This window comes from Janthinobacterium sp. DSP2-3-3, from assembly GCF_049897325.1.
Lineage (GTDB): Bacteria > Pseudomonadota > Gammaproteobacteria > Burkholderiales > Burkholderiaceae_D > Janthinobacterium.
On sequence record NZ_JAFCWA010000004.1, the window covers coordinates 177,977 to 196,148 of the forward strand.

Below are 18,172 nucleotides of genomic sequence, written 5' to 3' on the forward strand. Positions count from 1 at the left end.
GCCACATGAAAAGACTCTTGGCGGGCATCGATTTTGCGGACGATTCTTGCAGCGTGGCGCGCCAGCTGATCGGCGTGACAGTGCTGGTCGACGGCGTGGGCGGGCGCATCGTGGAAACGGAAGCGTATGACCGGCTGGACCCCGCTTCGCACACGTATGGCGGCATGACGCCGCGCAATGCGGCCATGTTCGGCCCGCCCGCGCATGCCTATGTGTACCGCTCGTATGGCATACACTGGTGCCTGAACTTTGTGTGCCGCGAAGCGGGTCATGGCGCAGGCGTGCTGATCCGCGCCATCGAGCCGCTGGCGGGCCTTGATGCCATGCGCGAACGGCGCGGCATCGATGAACTGCGGTTGCTGTGCTCGGGGCCAGGCAAGTTGTGCCAGGCGCTGGGTGTCACGCATAGGCATAACCGGCTGGCGCTCGATGCGTCACCGTTCATGTTGCTGGCCCGCGAGGATGACGTGACGGTGCAAGCGGGGCCGCGCATCGGCATTTCCAAGGCGATGGAAACGCCGTGGCGCTTCGTGCTGGCCGGCTCGCCCTACCTGAGCAAACCGATGCGCGTACCAGCCGTCTAGCCGTCCGGCCCGGTGTCAGGCGCCGCGCTGGCGGCGGGGCGTGGTGCTGCGGGGCATGCCGCGTAGCGGGCTGTGCAGCGCGCGCCGGTCCGTTCCCTTGACGGGGCTGGCCGGATGCTGGAATGCCTCGTCTTCGCTGTGGCCGGCCGGCGTAGCAGGGCGCTCGTCCAGGGTGAACACGGCCACTGCCGCCGACAATTTGACGGCCTGGTCCTGCAAACTGGCCGCCGCTGCCGCCGCCTGCTCCACCAGGGCCGCATTTTGCTGGGTGACATCATCCATTTGCGTGACGGCCTGGTTCACTTCCGTGATGCCTGAGGCTTGTTCAGCGCTGGCCTGTTTCACGCGCTGGATGATGTCATTGACTTGCTGCACCGAGGCCACGATGGCGCCCATGCTGTCGCCCGCTTGTTGCACGGCCACGCTGCCGCCATCGATGGTGGTCACGGACGTGGCGATCAGGGTCTTGATTTCCCTGGCCGCCTGCGCCGAGCGTTGCGCCAGTGTGCGCACTTCGGACGCGACCACGGCAAAGCCGCGGCCTTGTTCGCCCGCGCGCGCCGCTTCCACTGCCGCGTTTAGCGCGAGGATATTGGTCTGGAAGGAGATACCATCGATCACGCCGATAATATCCACTATCTGGCGCGAATTGGCGCGTATCGTCGCCATCGTCGTCACCGCCTGCTGCATCGACGCACCTCCTTGCACGGCCAGGGTGGAGGCTTGCCCCGCCAACTCGCAGGCCAGCTGGGCGTTGTTGGCATTGTCATTGACGGCTTGCGTCAGCGCTTCCATGGCGCTCGACGTTTCTTCCAGTGAACTGGCTTGCATTTCCGTGCGCGCCGACAAATCCAGATTGCCGGTGGCAATTTCACGCGATGCCGTGTCGATCGATTGCACGGCAGCCATGATGGTGCGCAAGGTCTGGTTCAGGTTGGCGATAGTTTGGTCCAGCACGCGCGACGTGGCGGCGATCTCGTCATTGCCCTGCTTGGGCGCACCGGCGATCAGCTTGCCTGCCGCGAGGTCTTGCACGGCGTCGGCAATGCCGCGGATTTCCACCAGCATGGCGCGGCGTACCAGCATGGTCACTACGATGGAGACCAGGATGGAGAGCAGGACGGTCAGCAGCAGGCTCCAGCCCAGGCTGCGAAACTCGGCGCTGGCCGTCGCATGGGCCTGGCTGCTGAGCGTTGTTTCCAGGGCCGATAACTGTGCCAGCTGCGAATTAAACTGGCCGAATTGCGTTTCCGCCTTGAGCATGGAATTGGTGGCGATCGACTGGTCCATCTGCGCCATTTCCATGGTTTCCAGCACGGCCTTGCGGTAGCCGGCCAGGGCCGTGATGGCCGCATCGACCAAGGTGCGCTCGGCGCCCGTGGCTGTGGCGCGCAGCGTGGTCAGCTGGGTGCCGATGGCCGCGTGGCGTGTCGTGATCTGTTGCTCCAGTGTATCGAGGCGAGCCTTGGCGAAGCTGCCATTCGTCCACGACAGCAACTGGTACATATTGCCGTGTACTTGCCTGGCCTCTCCTAGTACGTCGGCGGCCGCCTTCAGATGCGTGATGCGTACCCGTACCATGTTTTCCAGCGAGGAATTTTGCCGCACCATGCCATACCAGGCGCCGCTCGAGCTGAGTATCAGCAGCAGCAAGACCAGGGCGGGCGCCAGCAATAATTTTGGTCCGATGCGTAATGTATTGAGCATGCTTGACTCCTGGCTATGGCTGTTCCAAGCACTGGCGGCGCACGGCGTTCGTGTACGCCGCCGTTGCCTTATTTTTTGTAGATCCCCGCTTCCAGCACCACGTCGTTGACACGCAGGATGTACGTGGTCTTCGGCTCGATCTTGCCGCTGGTGGGATTCTTGTACTGGTAGTCGACCCAGCCCTTGCCCTGCTTTTGCGCCAGCTCGATGATTTCACGGCGATATTTCTTGCCATTCGCATCAGGCACATCCGTCAAATCCTTGCCCACGATGGAAGGATTGATGGGGTGGGCCAGCACGATGCCCGTCTTGATGTCGCGCATGTCCACATACAGCGAGCCCTGCACGAAGTCGGGGTCTTTCGCCGTGATTTTCTTCATCATTTCTTCCTTGCCATGCGCCTTCATGAAGGCGGCGCCCCGTTCGGCCATGGCGATGGCGTCTTTTTCCGTTGGTTCGACCGCGGCACTGACGCTGCCGCCGGCAAAGGCCAGGCACAGCAGGCTACCCGTGAATAAGCGTTTCATGACAGCTCCTTGTGAGAATCGAGGGATGTGTTGCACAGCCGTAATTTACGTCGTCGAGGGTCCCATCAAATTGCGATGGCACAAACTAAGGTGTTGCTTGTAGGCAGCGAACAACGTATCGGAATGCTTGTTGATGTGTAGCAATTTGGTTCCAGATGGCAAGAATTATGATGACTTTCACAGCATGCCGAGCTGGCATGGCCTGGGGGAGAAAAGGCTGGAATTGGTCGATATGAAACCAATTTCATGAAAGTTATCGCTATTTATTGGCAAGGAGACTATCGTGTCCGCACTCATTACCGAGCCGTTTCCACCCAAGTTCAAGCCGTATACGCGGCAAACCATTCATCAGGCGCGGCAGTGGGAATGGTTGCCGGAAGAGCAGCGCGAAGCCGTGCAGGTGGTGTCGCACGTCTTGCCGTTTCGCACCAATGCCTATGTGCTCGACCAGCTGATCGACTGGAACAATATTCCTGACGATCCCATCTACCGCCTGGTTTTTCCCCACCGCGACATGCTGCCGCCCGAGCAGTACGCGCACTTGCGCGACCTGGTGCTGCTGCAGCGTGATAAGGCTGCCATCGATGCCTATGTGCATGGTATCCGCCTGGGCATGAATCCCCATCCTGCCGGGCAGATGACGCATAACGTACCGAAAGTTAACGATGCGCCCGTGCGCGGCCTGCAGCATAAATATGCGCAAACAGTGCTGTTTTTCCCCAGCGCGGGCCAGACGTGCCACGCGTATTGCACTTTCTGCTTCCGCTGGCCCCAGTTCGTCGGCATGGATGACATGAAATTCGATGCGCGCGAGTCGCATGAGTTGGCCGCCTACCTGAAACTGCATCCGGAAGTGACGGACGTGCTGATCACGGGCGGCGACCCGATGATCATGAACACCCGCCAATTGGCAGCCTACCTGGAACCACTGCTCGAACCGGGCCTGGAACATATCCAGAACATCCGTATCGGTACCAAGGCGGTAGCGTATTGGCCGCAGCGTTTTGTCTCCGACCGCGACGCGGACGATTTGCTGCGCCTGTTCGAGCGTATCGTCAAGGCGGGCAAGAACCTGGCCGTGATGGGCCATTACAGCCATGCCGTGGAGTTGCGCCAGGACATCGCCCAACAAGCGGTGAAACGCATCGTCTCCACGGGCGCCACCTTGCGCATGCAGGGGCCGCTGATCCGCCACATCAATGAAGACCCGGCAAGCTGGGCCGAGCTGTGGCAGACGGGCACGCGCCTGGGGGCGATTCCGTATTACATGTTTGTCGAACGGGACACGGGGCCGCGCGGCTATTTCGAGTTGCCGCTGGCGAAGGCACATGAAATCTTCCAGGCCGCTTACCAGATGGTGTCCGGCCTGTCGCGCACCGTGCGCGGGCCTTCCATGAGCGCCTTCCCCGGCAAGATCGTCATCGATGGCATCGTCAGCATCCATGGTGAAAAACTGTTTGCCCTGCAATTTTTGCAGGCGCGCAACCCGGACTGGGTACGCAGGCCGTTTTATGCGAAGTTCGATGCAGAAGCGACGTGGATAGACGATTTGAAGCCCGCGTTCGGCCACGATAAATTCTTTTTCGAGACGGATGAGGCGATGCCGCAGTTGCCGCATAAATTCATCCGCCTGGCACAGGCCGCCTGAGCATGCACGGCGCCGGCGTCTCTTCCCGTTCCGGCGTGGCCGTGTTTTGTCTGGTGTTCCTGCCGTTTGCGCTCGGTCATTACCTGTCGTGCCTGCTGCGCGGCGTCAATGCCGTGCTGACGGCGGAATTGCTGGGCGCCATCGCCCTGACGCCGGCGCAGCTGGGCTTGCTGACCAGCGCCTTTTTTCTCGCCTTTGCGCTGGTGCAACTGCCGATCGGCATGGCGCTCGACCGTTATGGCCCCCGCACGGTGCAACTGTGGCTGCTGGCGCTGGCGGCGCTGGGCGTGTGGCTGTTCAGCCGGGGCCACAGTTTTGCCGAGCTGATGTGGGCGCGGGCCATGATGGGGGCAGGCCTGGGCGGCTGTTTCATGGCCGCCGTGAAAGCGATCTCGTGTGCTATCGCTCCCGTGCGCCTGCCTTCCGTGCACGGCTATCTGATCGCCGTGGGCGGCCTGGGTGCGGCCACGGCCACCATGCCCGTCAAGCTGGCTCTGCACTACACGGACTGGCGCGGCGTCTTCCTGGGCCTGGCGCTGGCGGCGCTGGCCATCGGCTTGCTGATCCGCCTGCTGTCGCCGGTGCTGCCGGCGCCCGTTGTTGCCATGAACAAGGTGAGCAAGGTCAGCAAGGTCAGCAAGGTCAGGGTCTGGAGCGTGTACCGCGATCCCGGCTTTCGCCGCACCATCGCGCTGATCCTGCTGCCGCACACGGTGTTCTTTGGCGTGCAGGGCTTGTGGGTGGGGCGCTGGTTGGCCGACGTGGGCGGCCTGTCCGATGTCAGCGTAGCGTATTTTTTGTACCTGGGCATGGCGGCCGTCATCTTCGGCGCCATCGGCATGGGCATGCTGACGGAATGGGCTGGGCGGCGTGCGATTGAACCCATGCAAGTGGCGGCTGCCGGCATCGTCCTGTTTGTCGCTGTGCAAGTGGCGATGGCGTTTAACGTCGTGCCCAGCCTGCCCATGCTGTCCGTGCTGTTTACCTTGCTGGGCACGGTGACGGGCCTCGAATATGCGATCGTCGCGCAAAGCATACCGGCCAGCTTGACGGGCAGGGCGGCCACCTGCCTGAATCTGCTCATTTTTACGGGCGCCTTCCTGGTGCAGGCGGGTTTTGGCCTGATCCTCGGCTGCTGGCCCCTGAACAGCTTGCAGCAGTATCCGCCGCAAGCGTATCAGGTGGCGTTTGGCGTGCTGGCGGCCTTGCAACTGCCGGGACTTGCGATGTTTTTCATCCACCGCTACAGGCGTGCCGGGCCATCCGGTAAAATGGCAGCCTGCACAGCGGCAATGATCAACTCCAAGGAAGACTATGAAACTCGTTCGTTATGGACGTCCAGGCAAGGAAAAACCGGGCCTGATCGATGAAGAAGGCAAACTGCGCGACCTGTCCGGCGTGATTCAGGATATTGACGGCGCACAGCTGTCCGACAAGGCCCTGCGCAAGCTGGCCAAGCTCGACGAAAAGACGCTGCCCCTGGTGCGCGGCAATCCCCGCTTTGGCGTGCCGCTGGCGAAAGTCGGCAAGTTCATCGGCATCGGCCTCAATTACGCGGATCACGCGGCCGAATCCGGCATGCCGATCCCGGCCGAGCCCATCGTCTTCATGAAGGCAATTACTTGCCTGAATGGCCCGGACGACAATGTCGTGTTGCCCAAAGGTTCGAAAAAGACAGACTGGGAAGTGGAACTGGGCGTGGTCATCGGCACGCGCGCGCAGTACGTGAGCGAAGAGGATGCGCTGCAATACGTGGCCGGCTATTGCGTCGTCAACGATATTTCCGAGCGCTCGTTCCAGCTGGAGCGTGGCGGTCAATGGGACAAAGGCAAGGGCTGCGACACCTTCGGCCCCATCGGTCCGTGGCTGGTGACGCGCGATGAAGTCATCGACGAGCAAGACCTGGACCTGTACCTGGAAGTCAATGGTAAGCGCATGCAGACCGGCAATACGCAAACCATGATCTTCACGGTGGCGCAGATCGTCAGCTACCTGTCGCAATTCATGACCCTGGAACCGGGCGACGTCATCGCCACGGGCACGCCGCCGGGCGTGGGCCAGGGCCGTAAGCCGCAGCGTTTCCTGAAGAAGGGCGACAGCATGCGCCTGGGCATCCCCGGCCTGGGCGAACAGCAGCAGGACGTGGTCGCCTGGACGGCTTGATGGCCGGTAGCGATATCGACCGTCTGCCGCCGTTGCCTTTGGCGCAGCTCGACGCGCAGCAGCGCGTGGCCGCGCAAGCCATCATCGACGGTCCGCGCGGGGCGTTGTACGGCCCCTTCGTGCCGCTGATCCGCAGCCCCGAGCTGATGGAAACGGCGCAACGCATGGGCGAGTATTTGCGCTACCGCAGCGCCATCGGCACGCGCCTGTCGGAACTGGCGATTCTGGTGACGGCGCGCCAGTGGAACCAGCAAGTCGAGTGGGCCATCCACGCGCCGCTGGCCGTGCAGAACGGCATCGCGCAAGCGGCCGTGGACGCCATTGCCGCGCGGCGCGCGCCGCTTGCCCTGAAAGAAGATGAGCAAGCCGTGCACGACTTTTGCGTCGAGTTGCAGCAGAACAAGCGCGTCAGCGATGCCGCGTATGCGCGGGCATTGGCGCTGTTCGGCGAACACGGCGTGGTCGACTTGATGGGCATCAATGGTTACTACACTTTCCTGGCCATGGTCATGAATGGGGCGCAGACAGCGGTGCCGGCATTGGGCGTGCCGCCCTTGCCGGCCTGATTAGAAGAGTTCTTCAGGAAAAGATGGACAAAATGTAATGTGGTTGAAATTATTCAATATATAATTTTGCTTCCCTTCCATTGCCAACAAGCTCAATGAAAACTCGTCCGTACTTCACCCTGATGGGCCGCGCCTTGCTGGCGTTGGCCCTTTCTTTTTCCCCCTTGATGACGGTGCGCGCGCTGGCCGCCGAGACCGCCGCTACCGCGAACCCCGGCGCTTCCGCCTTGGAAAATTCCGTCGTCAAGGTGTTTTCCACCCTGCGCGGGCCGGACCCCTATAAACCCTGGAGCAAGGCTGCGCCGCAAGAGGTGACGGGTTCCGGCGTCGTCATCGAAGGCCGCCGCATCCTGACCAATGCGCACGTGGTCGGGTATGCCAGCCAAGTGCAGATCCAGGCGAATGGCGCCGGCGACAAGATACCGGCGACCGTGCTGGCCATCTCGCGCGGCATGGACCTGGCCTTGCTGAAAATCGATGACGACAGTTTTTTCGCCAGCCACAAAGCGGTGCCGCGCGCCAATGTCTTGCCGGACGTGCGCGATGCCGTGCTGGCGTATGGCTATCCGACGGGCGGCACGTCGCTGTCGATCACCAAGGGCATTGTTTCGCGCATCGAATTCGTGCGCTACAACTTCCCCGTCTCGGGCTTGCGCATCCAGATCGATGCGGCCATCAACCCGGGCAATAGCGGCGGCCCCGTGATTGCCGGCGAGAAGATGATCGGCCTGGCCTTTGCCGGCATGCTCAATGCGCAAAACATCGGCTATATCATCCCCAATGAAGAAATCGAGCTGTTCCTGCGCGATCAGGAAAGTGGCGTACCCAAGGGCAAGCCGGCCATGCGTGACGTGACGCAAACGCTGGAAAATCCCGCGCTGCGCACGTATTTGAAGCTGGCCAAGGGTGTCGAGGGCGCCGTCGTGATGACGCCGGCCAGCAAGGACGCCGCCTATCCGCTCAAGGAGTGGGACGTGATCACGCATATCGGCGATTTTCCTATCGACAACCAGGGTATGGTCAAGCTGAATGCCAACAGCCGCGTGCGCTTCCAGTACCGGGTGCAGCAGCTGGCGAAAGACGGCCTGCTGCCGTTGACGGTGGTACGCCAGGGCGCGCCCCTGAAAATCAAGGTGCCTGTCTCGGCTGCGCACCCGATGCTCATTGCCAGCCTGCAGGGTAATTACCCGTCCTATTTCATTTTCGGACCCATGGTGTTTTCGCGCGCCAGCACGGAATTCATGGCCGCGCCGAATGGCAACCCGGCGATGTTGGGCGGTATGGCGTTTGCCGGCAATCCGCTGGCCACGCGGCGCGGCGATGCGCCCGATGGCGAGCGCGAAGAACTGGTGGTGATTGCCGCGCCGTTCTTCCCGCACAAGCTGATGAATGGCTACAGTACCCGTTTCTTCTCGGTCGTCGATTCCGTCAATGGCGTGCGCGTGCGCAGCCTGGCGCACTTGGTGGCCTTGCTGCGCGACCAGACGGATGAGCTGCTGACGTTCCGCTTCCAGCAGCGCGATGCGGAAATGGTCGTCGTGCCGCGCAAGGACATGCTGGCGGCGACGGAATCGGTGCTGACAGACAACGGCATCCGTTCGGAAGCGTCACCCGACATGTTGAAAATCTGGAATGAAAAAACGCCGGCGAACTGATCGTTCCCGGCGTTACGTACAGATACAACAGCAGGCGCGGCCCACACCGCGCCTGTTTTTCTTTAAGCCAATACTTTTTTCAGCCAGGCGCCGATGGCGTCGATTTCTTCCTGGCACAGCGAGTGCTGCATCAGGTACTCATGCCATTCCACCTTGTAGCCCATGCCGGTGAGTAAGTCGCGCGACTGCTGTGCGCGGGCGATCGGCACCACAGGGTCGGCCGTGCCGTGCGCCATGAAGATGGGCGTCTGCAGGCTCGCTGGCGTGCGCTCAAGCGCCGTCTTGTCGGCCAGCGGCAGATAGCCGGACAGGCACATCAGGCCGGCCAGCGGTTCCGCGTGGCGCAAGCCCGTTTGCAAGGTCATGGCGCAGCCTTGCGAGAAGCCTGCCAGGATGATGCGGCTGGCGGGAATGCCGCGCGCCTTTTCGCGCGCGATCAGCGCTTCGACCTGTGCCTGCGAGGCGCGCAAGCCGCTCTCATCTTCGCGGCGCACCAGGTCGTTCTCGCGGATGTCGTACCAGGCGCGCATCACATAGCCGTTGTTGATGGTGACGGGTATGGTGCCGGCGCTGGGGAAGATGAAGCGGATGGCGGGGCAGCCGCGCAAATCGAGTTCTTTCACCAGTGGCACGAAGTCGTTGCCGTCGGCGCCCAGGCCGTGCATCCAGATGATGGAGACGGTGGGGTTCGGGGCGCTGTCGAGTTCGATGGTTTCCAGCAAGGTGCTCATGTATTTTCCTCAGGTATTGGTTGCGCCGGACGCAACGCCGATTTGGGACGGAAGGCCTTGCAGATGGCCGGGTCGGTTTCCATGTAGGGACCGCCGATGAGGTCGAGGCAATACGGCACGGCGGCAAAGATGCCGTTGACCAGTTGCACGCCATCGGCATCCTTCAAGCCTTCCAGGGTTTCCTTGATGGCTTTCGGCTGGCCCGGCAAGTTCATGATCAGGGCGGCACGCTCGGGCGTTTCACGGATCACGGCCACCTGGCGCGACAAAATCGCCGTCGGCACGAATTGCAGGCTGATCTGGCGCATCTGTTCGCCGAAACCGGGCATTTCCTTGGTCCCGACGGACAAGGTCGCGTCCGGCGTCACATCGCGCCGTGCCGGGCCAGTGCCGCCCGTCGTCAGGATCAGATGGCAGTGGCTCAGGTCCACCATGTCGATCAAGGTATTCTCAATTTGCGAGCGATCGTCAGGGATCAAACGCTTTTCCAGGCGGAAAGGCGTGCGGATGGCGGCGGACAGCCAGCTTTCCAGGGCCGGGATGCCCAGGTCTTCATACACGCCGCCGCTGGCGCGGTCCGAGATCGACACGAGGCCGATAATCAATTCGTCTTCTATCGTGGTCATGGAGCACCTGTCTATGTCGTAAAAAAAACCGGGTTGGTTCCCGGTTTTTATCAACCCAAGCCCAAGAGCTGGGGTTTATTCGTCGTCTTCTTGCTCAACGTCATCTTCATCGGCATCTTTCTTGCCGCTGTTTTTCTTCTTGGCGATCTCTTTCAAGATCTGGAAGATTTCACGGTAGGCCTTTGGCGGCTTGTTCTCGGCCTGCTCTTTGCGGGCATTGCGGATCAGGGTGCGCAGCTGCTGCACGTCCAGTTCCGGGTTTTCCGACAGCAAGACGGTCAATGCCTTGTCGTCCGTCAAGAGTTTGTCGCGGCGGCGTTCCATCGCGTGCATATTGGCCGTATCGGCTTTCGACAAGCCTTTCCAGCTATCGATGGTGCGTTGGATGGCGGCAACTTCTTCCTCATCCAGGGTGCGCATTTTTTTGCCCACGTACTGCAACTGGCGGCGGCGGCCTTCGTGATCGCGGATCATCTGGCATTCGAGGATGGCTTCGCGCACGTCTTCCGGCATCGGAACGCGCTTGACGCGGTCGCGTGCTTCATTGACGAGTTCTTCCCCCATCTTTTGCAGGACGGTCATCTGACGCTTGAGTTCCGACTTCGACGGACGTTCATATTCCTGTTCGAATTCGGTGGATTGGAAGCCGCAAGCTCCCCGGTTTGGATTTGGCATGATAAGGCGGGATTGGCCGCGTAGGCCGCACCTGTAAACTGTAAACGACTGCTATGATAACCTTTTTAGCGGCTTTCCGAAGAAAACAGCGCATGAACGACTCCGTATTTACCCATAGTCAAGAGCAATTGCAGCAACTAGCCCGTGATGTGTTGTCTTTTGCGCGGGAAGCGGGCGGCACCGACGCAGCCGTCGAAGTCAGTGTAGGCGGTGGCTTGTCCGTTTCTGTACGAAAAGGCAAGATCGAGACGATCGAGCAAAACAAGGACAAGGGCATGGGCGTGAGCGTGTTTGTCGGTAAGAAGCGCGGCAATGCCAGCACCTCCGATTTCTCGCCGTCCGCCTTGCGCGCCACGGTGGACGCCGCCTACAACATCGCCCGCTTCACGGCCGAGGATAATTGTGCCGGCCTGGCCGACGCGGACATGCTGGAAATGGCTCCCCGCGACTTGCAATTATTTTATCCATGGCTGATTTCCGCCGAGGACGCCGTCGTGCTGGCCCAGCGCGCCGAGGCGGCCGCCTTTGCCGTCGACCCGCGCATCACGAACAGCGAAGGCGCTGGCGTGCATGTGCAGCAATCGCATTTCGTTTCCGCCAATTCGCGCGGCTTCATCGGCGGCTACCCGTTTTCGCGTCACACCCTGTCCGTGGCGCCCATCGCCGGCAAGGGCGCCAAAATGCAGCGCGACGACTGGTATTCGTCCGTGCGCGACGCCTCCAAAATGTCGAGTCCGGAAGCCATCGGCCGCTACGCCGCCGAACGCGCCCTGTCGCGCCTGAACGCACGCAAACTGGGCACGCGCACCTGTCCCGTGCTGTTCGAGGCACCGCTGGCGGCCGGTTTGCTCGGTACCTACGTGCAAGCGACCTCGGGCGGCGCCCTGTACCGCAAATCCACTTTCCTGAACGATTCCCTGGGCACACAAGTGCTGCCCTCGCACGTGCAGATTTTTGAAGACCCGCACGTGATCGGCGGCGTCGGTTCTGCGCCGTTCGACGAAGAGGGCGTGAAAACCGTCAGCCGCGATGTCGTCAAGGATGGCGTGGTGCAAGGTTACTTCCTGTCGACTTACACGGCCCGCAAGCTGGGCATGCAGACGACGGGCAACGCGGGCGGCTCGCACAATCTGTACCTGACGTCCAGCCAGACGGCCACCACCGATGATTTTGTTGCCATGCTGAAAAAGCTGGGCACGGGCTTGCTGGTGACCGAACTGATGGGGCAAGGAACCAATTACGTGACGGGCGACTATTCGCGCGGCGCCTCCGGTTTCTGGGTGGAAAATGGCGTGATCCAGTATCCGGTGGAAGAAATCACTATCGCCGGCAACATGAAGGACATGCTGCGTAACATCGTCGCCGTGGGCGCCGACGTCTTGCGCCGTGGCACCAAAGAGACGGGTTCCATCCTCATCGAGAGCATGGTGGTGGCGGGCGGCTGAGCGGAAGCATTCCTCCTTGTCATAAGGCGCCGCTGGCGCCTTTTTTCTTGTCCCTGTGTTTTTTCGGGCAGCGGCATGATCGTCATACGGCGGAAATATTCCCTTCGTATGATGGCGCCACCTGACCTTATTTGCGTGGTTTAGATGCTTTTAATGTAAGTAAGCCGAACTTCGTGATATTTCATGCAAGATGAGAATCTTGCAGTAACGCGTCGTTGTTGATCCAACCTGCATAGTGAACTCCCCATGACCTACTCCCGTACCCGCATCGCCCGCGCGGTGGCCCTGTTGTGTGCCATGCACGCTCTGTTCTCTACCCAGGCGCAAGCCCATGGCGATGCGCTCGCCGCACCAACTGTCGCCAGCGATTCCCTGGAGGCACCGCAAGCCGTGATCGTCACCGGCACGCGTGGCAGCAACCGCACGCAGTTCGACACCATGGCGCCCGTCGATGTGTTCAACCGCGACGATATCGGCGCCGTCGCATCGTCGGACTTGAACGATGTGCTGGCGCAATTGGTTCCCTCGTATGTGGTGCAGCGCTTGCCGATGGCCGATGGGCAAGTCTTTGTGCGTCCCGCCACCTTGCGCGGCCTGTCGCCGGACCAGACCCTGGTGCTGGTCAACGGCAAGCGCTTCCACCGCAGCGCCTTGCTGGGCGCGCGCGGCGCGCAAGCGCCCGACCTGGCCCAGATTCCCGTGTCCGCCATCAAGCGCATCGAAGTGCTGCGCGATGGCGCTTCGGCCCAGTACGGCTCCGACGCGATCGCCGGCGTGATCAACATCATCCTCGACGATACGCTGGGCACGGAGCTTTCCTTGCACCATTCGCAATATTCGGAAGGTGACGGCAAAGGCAATGAGCTCAACCTGAAGACGGGCTTTGCCTTTGGCGAGACGGGCAAGGCGACGATTTTCGGCGCGCTGGCCAAGTCCGACCCTACCTCGCGCACGCGCCAGCGGGCCGACGCCATCGCCTTCCAGAACGCCCATCCGGAATTGAAGGTGCCCAATCCCGTGCAGCGCTGGGGCCAGCCTGAGCTCGATAGCAAGCGCATCGGCTTCAATGCCAGCATGGCCCTGTCTGACAGCATCGATCTGTACGGTTTCGGCTTGTACAGCCGCAGCGACGGCACCTCGGATTTTAATTGGCGCAATCCCGACACCAGCACGGGCGCGTATAAAACCAGCAGCCTGTTCCCTGGCTGGAACTTGCGCAGCGTGTATCCGCTGGGTTTCAGTCCCAGCTATTCGAACGACCAGGATGATTTACAACTGGTGGCCGGTGTGCGTGGTCACTTCAACGACCGCTTCGGCTGGGATGTGAGCGCTTCCTACGGCCGCAACCGCATCGATTACCACTTGGCCAACTCCATCAACGCTTCAATGGGGCCGACCAGCCCCACGTCGTTTTACCTGGGCCAGTTGTCGCAGGCGGAAAAGATTCTCAACGCCAATTTCAACTATGAATTGCCCATGGCATCCTTGCCGCAACCGGTCAATATTGCGTTTGGCGCCGAGGCGCGCAATGAAACGTATGGCGTGAAGGCGGGCGATGCGGCGTCCTGGACGGTGGGACCGGGCGCGGCCATTGGCCTGGACGCGAACGCCAACGGCGCACCGGGTTTCAGCAACCGCCAGGCGGGCAGCTGGGGTCAGGACAGTTATGCGGCTTACCTGGACGTGGAAGTGCCTGTCACGAAGGCACTGAGCCTGGGCGGGGCGGCCCGCTACGAGCATTTCTCGGAATTCGGCAGCACCGTCAACGGCAAGTTGTCGGCTCGTTACGCCTTGAGCCCAGACCTGGCCTTGCGTGGCTCCTACTCGACGGGTTTCCGCGCACCAACGCCCGGCCAGTCGAACACCAACAGCACGAACCAGGGCCTCGACACCAAGACCCTGCTATTGTTTACCAGCGGCCGTCTGGCCAACAACGACCCGCTGGCCATCCTGCTCGGTGCACAGGCGCTGAAGCCGGAAAAATCGAAAAATCTGTCGCTGGGCTTTACCTGGAAGACGCAGGCCGGCTTTTCCGGTTCCGTTGACGTGTATGACATCAAGGTCAGCGACCGCTTCAGCACGTCCGCTGCGTTTGCCGTGCCGGCTGGCGTGGCCAACCCGCTGCGCTACACCTCGGTCAGTTATTTCACGAATGACTTCGACACCACCACGCGCGGCATCGATATCGTGGGCAGCCACTTGAGCCGTATCGGCGACGGCAAGCTGAACCTGATGCTGGCCTACAATTACAACACGACGAAAGTCGATGGCGGCAAGTCCAGCCTGGTGACCAATCCGGCCCAACGCCAGGTATTCGAAGAACGCCTGCCGCGCCAGAAAGCCACCATCAGCGGCAACTATGAGCTGGGCAACTGGAATACCTTGGCCCGCGTGCGCTATTACGGCGCGTGGACGGACAATTCCGGCAATGCGACGGGCGATATCTTCCAGCGCTTTGGCGCCATGCAATTTCTTGACCTGGCGGCCAGTTACAAGATCAGCGACCAGCAGTCCGTGCGCGTGGGGATCGATAATGTGCTGGACAAGTATCCTGATGAAGCAAGCTTTCAGGCCAGCCGCGGTCTGATCTATTCGCGCAATGCGCCCTACGACACGGATGGCCGTAAGCTGTACGTCGAGTATGCAGTGAAATTTTAAGGGGAGATGACGATGAATCCACAACGCCGCGCCTTGTTGCGTGCGGGTTCGCTGGCGGCGGCGCTGCCCTTGACGGCGGGCGCAGCATCGGCTGCGGCGGCGTCCACCTTGCCGGTGCTTTTACCGGCAGTGCCGGCCGGCACCACGCCGCAAGCCCTGGCCAGCAACCAGGCGTACTGGCAGGCGGTGGCCGCGCAATACGACACCACCGATGCCGTCGTGCAACTCGACAACGCCTTCTGGGGCTCGATGGCCAGGCCCGTGCTGATGCATTACCAGCAGCAACTGGCGATGGTCAACCGCGACAACGCCTGGTATGCGCGCATGCGCTTTCCGGCCGACTTCGAGGCGGCCCGCGCGGCGGCGGCCAGGGCACTGGGCGTGGGTATCGATGAAATCGTGCTGACGCGGGGCGCCACGGAAGCGCTGCAAGTCTTGATCGCCGGCTACAAGCGCTTGCAGCCGGGCGATACGGTACTTTACGCGGATATCGATTACGACAATATGATCACCGTCACGCGCTGGCTGGAGCAGCGGCGCGGCGTCCAGGTGGTCAATATCGCCATGCCGGAACCGTTTACGCATGACAACGTCATTGCTGCCTATGTTGCTGCCATGGAACGCCATCCGAAGCTGAAACTGATGCTGCTCACACATGTCAACCACCGCAACGGCATGGTCTTGCCCGTGGCCGAGATCAGCCGCCTGGCGCGCACACGGGGCATCGACGTGATCGTCGATACGGCGCATGGCTTTGGCCAGCTGGACATGACGATACCCGACTTGCAGGCGGACTTCGCCGGCATCAACCTGCACAAATGGATAGGCGCGCCCGTCGGCGTGGGCGCTGCCTACATCAAGCGGGGCAGGGTGGCCGATATCGACCCCTGGCTTGGAGAAAAGGCGGGTGACGATATCCGTACCCGCGTGCACACGGGCACGGTCAATTTTGCCGCCTATCTGAGCTTGCCGGCGGCGCTGGACTTGCATGCGCAGATCGGCGTCGCCAATAAGCAGGCGCGGCTGCGGCTGCTGCGCAACCGCTGGGTGGAGGCGGCGCGCGGCATCGATGGTATCGAGGTGCTGGCGTCCAGCGACCCGCGCCTGACGAGCGCCATCGCCTCGTTCCGGCTGAAAGGCAAGACCAGCGTGGCCGACAGTTATGCCCTGTCGAAAAAGCTGGTGCAGGAACACGGCATCTTTGCCGTGCCGCGCGACGGTCTTGCCAGCGGCGCGTGCGTGCGCGTCACGCCGGGCATCTTTACGCCCGAGTCGCATCTGGACCGCCTGATCGTTGCCTTGCGCAAGGTGGCGCGGGGTTAGTGGCCATGGGGCGCTCCAGCGATGGGCGCTCTATGCTTTCACTGCTGGACTTGAGAGTCATCCGTCAGGGTGGCCAAAAACTTCAGCATATCCTTGATCTCGCCCGCCGTCAGCGCCGGCGCCATGCCGCGCTTGCGGCCGAATGGCGCTTCCTTGACGTTGACGTTGGCGCGCTACCTGGCGGGTATGTCATTGAATTTCTGCGCACATTGCGCAGGCTGGGCACCTTGAAGGCGCCGCATGATTCACCTATCATCGCCAGGTCCGTGCGGTCGGGGTCGCACAAGCCCAGGTTGCAATACTCGGGGGCGGCGGTGGCGGGAATGCGCGTATTGCGCGGCACACCCAGGTTGTCGAAACTGAAGTCCGTCAACAGCGGTGGCGCGCCATGTTCGCCCCGCAGGCCGGGATGGCAAGCGGCGCAATTGCCCTTGCATTCATTGTTGAGCAGGGCCAGGCTCCGTCATTCCGTCATTCCGTCAGCGCGAGGTGAACCTTGTTGGCCAGGTAGCGGTCAGATGTGGAATCGTAGCGGTGGCGCCCAAGCGGGGGCCGGGTCATGGCAGTTGGCGCACGATTGCTTGCCCGAGGCGGACCGGCTGGCATCGTGGAAGATGCCAGCCGGTCTGGCCCGTCCTGGTCGACGGGCCGCTGTCATTCGTCTATCAGGCGCGCAAGGTGGACAGGATAGGCTGCAGCACGGCCGCACCCAGCGCGGCGCTGCGGGCGCCGCTCCAGCCCGTTTGCGGGTCGGGATCGTTTGCATTGTCCTTGAACGGCAATTCCAGGGTCAACGACAGGCAGCCGAAGGCGTGCGTGATATGGGGCGAACCCATGGTCAGCACTTCCGGCGTGAACGGGCCGTCTTCATAGCCATGCTCATCCTGGAAGTCGGGGCTGGCCACCTTGAAGTCGGCGATGAAGCGGTCTTGCTCTGCCTTCTGTGCCGGCGTGAAATTTTCCAGCGCATCGCTGCCGGCGACGAACACGTATGGCAAGCCTTCGTCGCCATGCACGTCGAGGAACAAGTCGCAGCCGATTTCATGCATTTTCTGTTTCACCAGGAACACTTCCGGGCTGCGTTCCATCGTCGGCGTCATCCATTCACGGTTCAGGTTGGCGCCGGCCGCGTTGGTGCGCAGGTTGCCATGCACGGAACCGTCCGGGTTCATGTTCGGCACCACGTAGAAGACGGCATCTTGCAGGCACTGGCGGGCAAACGGATTGGCCTGGTCCAGCAAGGCTTCGAGCATGCCTTCGACAAACCATTCCGCCATCGTTTCGCCGGGATGCTGGCGCGCGATGACCCAGACTTTCTTCTCGGCATCGGCGTCGCCGACCACCAGCAGATTCATGTCGCGGCCTTCCACGGTGCTGCCCAGGTCGATCAAGCGCACCAGCGGCGACGCTTGCGCGCTGTCGATCAGGGCCAGGTGGCGGTCCCATGGATACGGTTCGAAGTAGGCGTAGTACACGCTTTCTTCTTCCGGCGTGTGTGCTATGGTCATCACCGTGCCGTCAAAGCTGGTGGGCACGCGGAACCAGGTTTCGCGGTCGTAGCTGGCCACGGCCTGGTAGTCTTTCCAGCCGTCCGGGTAGGCCGACTTGCCTGCATTCATGAAGCGGATCGTGCACGCCTCGCCTTGCGCGCCTTGCAAGCGGAAGTAAAACCACTGCGTGATGTCGGCGTGGGAATCCTTGCGGATGTTCAGCTCGATGGATTGGGCATCGTCGGCGCGCAGCACCTCGATCGCGCCGGCGTCGAATTGCTGGCTGATTTTAATGGTCATGAGTGTTCCTGATAAAAACGTATGGGTTTTGCATCGTGTGCAATGGCGCGATGATACCTGTTTTGCGGTGGCCT

16 protein-coding genes are annotated in these 18,172 nt (G+C 61.6%); 9 read left to right on the forward strand and 7 right to left on the reverse strand.

Translation table 11 applies throughout. The features are described 5' to 3' along the window. The first annotated feature begins 5 nt into the window (after nt 1-5). Nucleotides 6-584: a DNA-3-methyladenine glycosylase gene (locus ACP7DE_RS09825; RefSeq protein WP_426071926.1), complete on the forward strand. Its 579-nt coding sequence runs from the start codon at nt 6-8 to the stop codon at nt 582-584. Nucleotides 585-599: 15 nt separating this feature from the next. On the opposite strand, the gene ACP7DE_RS09830 is transcribed toward ACP7DE_RS09825, so the two are convergent. Next, entirely contained in the window at nt 600-2,291 is a 1,692-nt protein-coding gene (locus ACP7DE_RS09830; RefSeq protein ID WP_426071927.1) for a methyl-accepting chemotaxis protein, read from the reverse strand. 68 nt (nt 2,292-2,359) lie between these two features. Next, nucleotides 2,360-2,818 carry a cache domain-containing protein gene (locus tag ACP7DE_RS09835; protein ID WP_034780434.1) on the reverse strand — a complete coding sequence of 153 codons (459 nt, stop codon included), beginning with the start codon at nt 2,816-2,818 and terminating at the stop codon, nt 2,360-2,362. Nucleotides 2,819-3,101: 283 nt separating this feature from the next. Here ACP7DE_RS09835 and ACP7DE_RS09840 point away from each other — a divergent pair, with 283 nt between their 5' ends. The 5 genes from ACP7DE_RS09840 to ACP7DE_RS09860 all read left to right on the forward strand — a co-directional run bounded on the left by ACP7DE_RS09840 (nt 3,102) and on the right by ACP7DE_RS09860 (nt 8,850). Next, the gene (locus ACP7DE_RS09840; RefSeq protein ID WP_426071928.1) at nt 3,102-4,466 is read left to right on the forward strand and encodes a KamA family radical SAM protein; all 1,365 of its coding nucleotides are present in this window, start codon (nt 3,102-3,104) and stop codon (nt 4,464-4,466) included. 2 nt (nt 4,467-4,468) lie between these two features. Further along, on the forward strand, nt 4,469-5,836 hold the full coding sequence (locus ACP7DE_RS09845) for an MFS transporter (RefSeq protein ID WP_426071929.1): 1,368 nt from the start codon (nt 4,469-4,471) through the stop codon (nt 5,834-5,836). Then, on the forward strand, nt 5,781-6,629 hold the full coding sequence (locus ACP7DE_RS09850) for a fumarylacetoacetate hydrolase family protein (RefSeq protein ID WP_426071930.1): 849 nt from the start codon (nt 5,781-5,783) through the stop codon (nt 6,627-6,629). Before ACP7DE_RS09845 ends, ACP7DE_RS09850 begins: the two co-directional genes overlap by 56 nt. Beyond that, on the forward strand, nt 6,629-7,195 hold the full coding sequence (locus ACP7DE_RS09855) for a carboxymuconolactone decarboxylase family protein (protein ID WP_426071931.1): 567 nt from the start codon (nt 6,629-6,631) through the stop codon (nt 7,193-7,195). Before ACP7DE_RS09850 ends, ACP7DE_RS09855 begins: the two co-directional genes overlap by 1 nt. A 95-nt stretch (nt 7,196-7,290) precedes the next feature. Then, nucleotides 7,291-8,850 carry a trypsin-like peptidase domain-containing protein gene (locus ACP7DE_RS09860; protein ID WP_426071932.1) on the forward strand — a complete coding sequence of 520 codons (1,560 nt, stop codon included), beginning with the start codon at nt 7,291-7,293 and terminating at the stop codon, nt 8,848-8,850. A gap of 62 nt (nt 8,851-8,912) precedes the next feature. Here the strand turns inward: ACP7DE_RS09860 and ACP7DE_RS09865 are convergent, their stop codons facing one another. From ACP7DE_RS09865 to yjgA, 3 genes are all read right to left on the reverse strand, one after another. Further along, nucleotides 8,913-9,581, reverse strand: a complete 669-nt coding sequence (locus tag ACP7DE_RS09865; protein WP_426071933.1) for an alpha/beta hydrolase — start codon at nt 9,579-9,581, stop codon at nt 8,913-8,915. Continuing rightward, nucleotides 9,578-10,207: a molybdopterin adenylyltransferase gene (mog, locus tag ACP7DE_RS09870; RefSeq protein ID WP_426071934.1), complete on the reverse strand. Its 630-nt coding sequence runs from the start codon at nt 10,205-10,207 to the stop codon at nt 9,578-9,580. The genes ACP7DE_RS09865 and mog overlap by 4 nt, the downstream gene beginning before the upstream one ends. 75 nt (nt 10,208-10,282) lie before the next feature. Beyond that, a complete protein-coding gene (yjgA, locus tag ACP7DE_RS09875) occupies nt 10,283-10,882 on the reverse strand; it encodes a ribosome biogenesis factor YjgA (RefSeq protein WP_426071935.1) in 600 nt (199 codons plus the stop codon). A gap of 92 nt (nt 10,883-10,974) precedes the next feature. Here yjgA and pmbA point away from each other — a divergent pair, with 92 nt between their 5' ends. The 3 genes from pmbA to ACP7DE_RS09890 all read left to right on the forward strand — a co-directional run bounded on the left by pmbA (nt 10,975) and on the right by ACP7DE_RS09890 (nt 16,308). Continuing rightward, nucleotides 10,975-12,327 (forward strand): metalloprotease PmbA, encoded by a 1,353-nt coding sequence (pmbA, locus tag ACP7DE_RS09880; protein ID WP_426071936.1) that lies wholly within the window; start codon nt 10,975-10,977, stop codon nt 12,325-12,327. 246 nt (nt 12,328-12,573) lie between these two features. Next, the gene (locus ACP7DE_RS09885) at nt 12,574-14,985 is read left to right on the forward strand and encodes a TonB-dependent receptor plug domain-containing protein (protein ID WP_426071937.1); all 2,412 of its coding nucleotides are present in this window, start codon (nt 12,574-12,576) and stop codon (nt 14,983-14,985) included. Nucleotides 14,986-14,997: 12 nt separating this feature from the next. Next, on the forward strand, nt 14,998-16,308 hold the full coding sequence (locus ACP7DE_RS09890) for an aminotransferase class V-fold PLP-dependent enzyme (RefSeq protein ID WP_426071938.1): 1,311 nt from the start codon (nt 14,998-15,000) through the stop codon (nt 16,306-16,308). Between the two features lie 109 nt (nt 16,309-16,417). Here the strand turns inward: ACP7DE_RS09890 and ACP7DE_RS09895 are convergent, their stop codons facing one another. Then, nucleotides 16,418-16,681 carry a hypothetical protein gene (locus ACP7DE_RS09895; protein ID WP_426071939.1) on the reverse strand — a complete coding sequence of 88 codons (264 nt, stop codon included), beginning with the start codon at nt 16,679-16,681 and terminating at the stop codon, nt 16,418-16,420. Between the two features lie 292 nt (nt 16,682-16,973). Further along, a complete protein-coding gene (locus ACP7DE_RS09900) occupies nt 16,974-18,098 on the reverse strand; it encodes a M14 family metallopeptidase (RefSeq protein WP_071321925.1) in 1,125 nt (374 codons plus the stop codon). Nucleotides 18,099-18,172 lie beyond the last annotated feature (74 nt).

Bases quoted from the DNA above. Each gene is read 5' to 3' on its own strand.
- ACP7DE_RS09885 (WP_426071937.1), top strand. From the start codon at position 12,574: ATGACCTACTCCCGTACCCGCATCGCCCGCGCGGTGGCCCTGTTGTGT.
- ACP7DE_RS09825 (WP_426071926.1), top strand. From the start codon at position 6: ATGAAAAGACTCTTGGCGGGCATCGATTTTGCGGACGATTCTTGCAGC.
- ACP7DE_RS09865 (WP_426071933.1), bottom strand. From the start codon at position 9,581: ATGAGCACCTTGCTGGAAACCATCGAACTCGACAGCGCCCCGAACCCC.
- ACP7DE_RS09830 (WP_426071927.1), bottom strand. From the start codon at position 2,291: ATGCTCAATACATTACGCATCGGACCAAAATTATTGCTGGCGCCCGCC.
- mog (WP_426071934.1), bottom strand. From the start codon at position 10,207: ATGACCACGATAGAAGACGAATTGATTATCGGCCTCGTGTCGATCTCG.
- ACP7DE_RS09860 (WP_426071932.1), top strand. From the start codon at position 7,291: ATGAAAACTCGTCCGTACTTCACCCTGATGGGCCGCGCCTTGCTGGCG.
- ACP7DE_RS09845 (WP_426071929.1), top strand. From the start codon at position 4,469: ATGCACGGCGCCGGCGTCTCTTCCCGTTCCGGCGTGGCCGTGTTTTGT.
- pmbA (WP_426071936.1), top strand. From the start codon at position 10,975: ATGAACGACTCCGTATTTACCCATAGTCAAGAGCAATTGCAGCAACTA.
- ACP7DE_RS09900 (WP_071321925.1), bottom strand. From the start codon at position 18,098: ATGACCATTAAAATCAGCCAGCAATTCGACGCCGGCGCGATCGAGGTG.
- ACP7DE_RS09890 (WP_426071938.1), top strand. From the start codon at position 14,998: ATGAATCCACAACGCCGCGCCTTGTTGCGTGCGGGTTCGCTGGCGGCG.
- yjgA (WP_426071935.1), bottom strand. From the start codon at position 10,882: ATGCCAAATCCAAACCGGGGAGCTTGCGGCTTCCAATCCACCGAATTC.
- ACP7DE_RS09850 (WP_426071930.1), top strand. From the start codon at position 5,781: ATGAAACTCGTTCGTTATGGACGTCCAGGCAAGGAAAAACCGGGCCTG.
- ACP7DE_RS09855 (WP_426071931.1), top strand. From the start codon at position 6,629: ATGGCCGGTAGCGATATCGACCGTCTGCCGCCGTTGCCTTTGGCGCAG.
- ACP7DE_RS09835 (WP_034780434.1), bottom strand. From the start codon at position 2,818: ATGAAACGCTTATTCACGGGTAGCCTGCTGTGCCTGGCCTTTGCCGGC.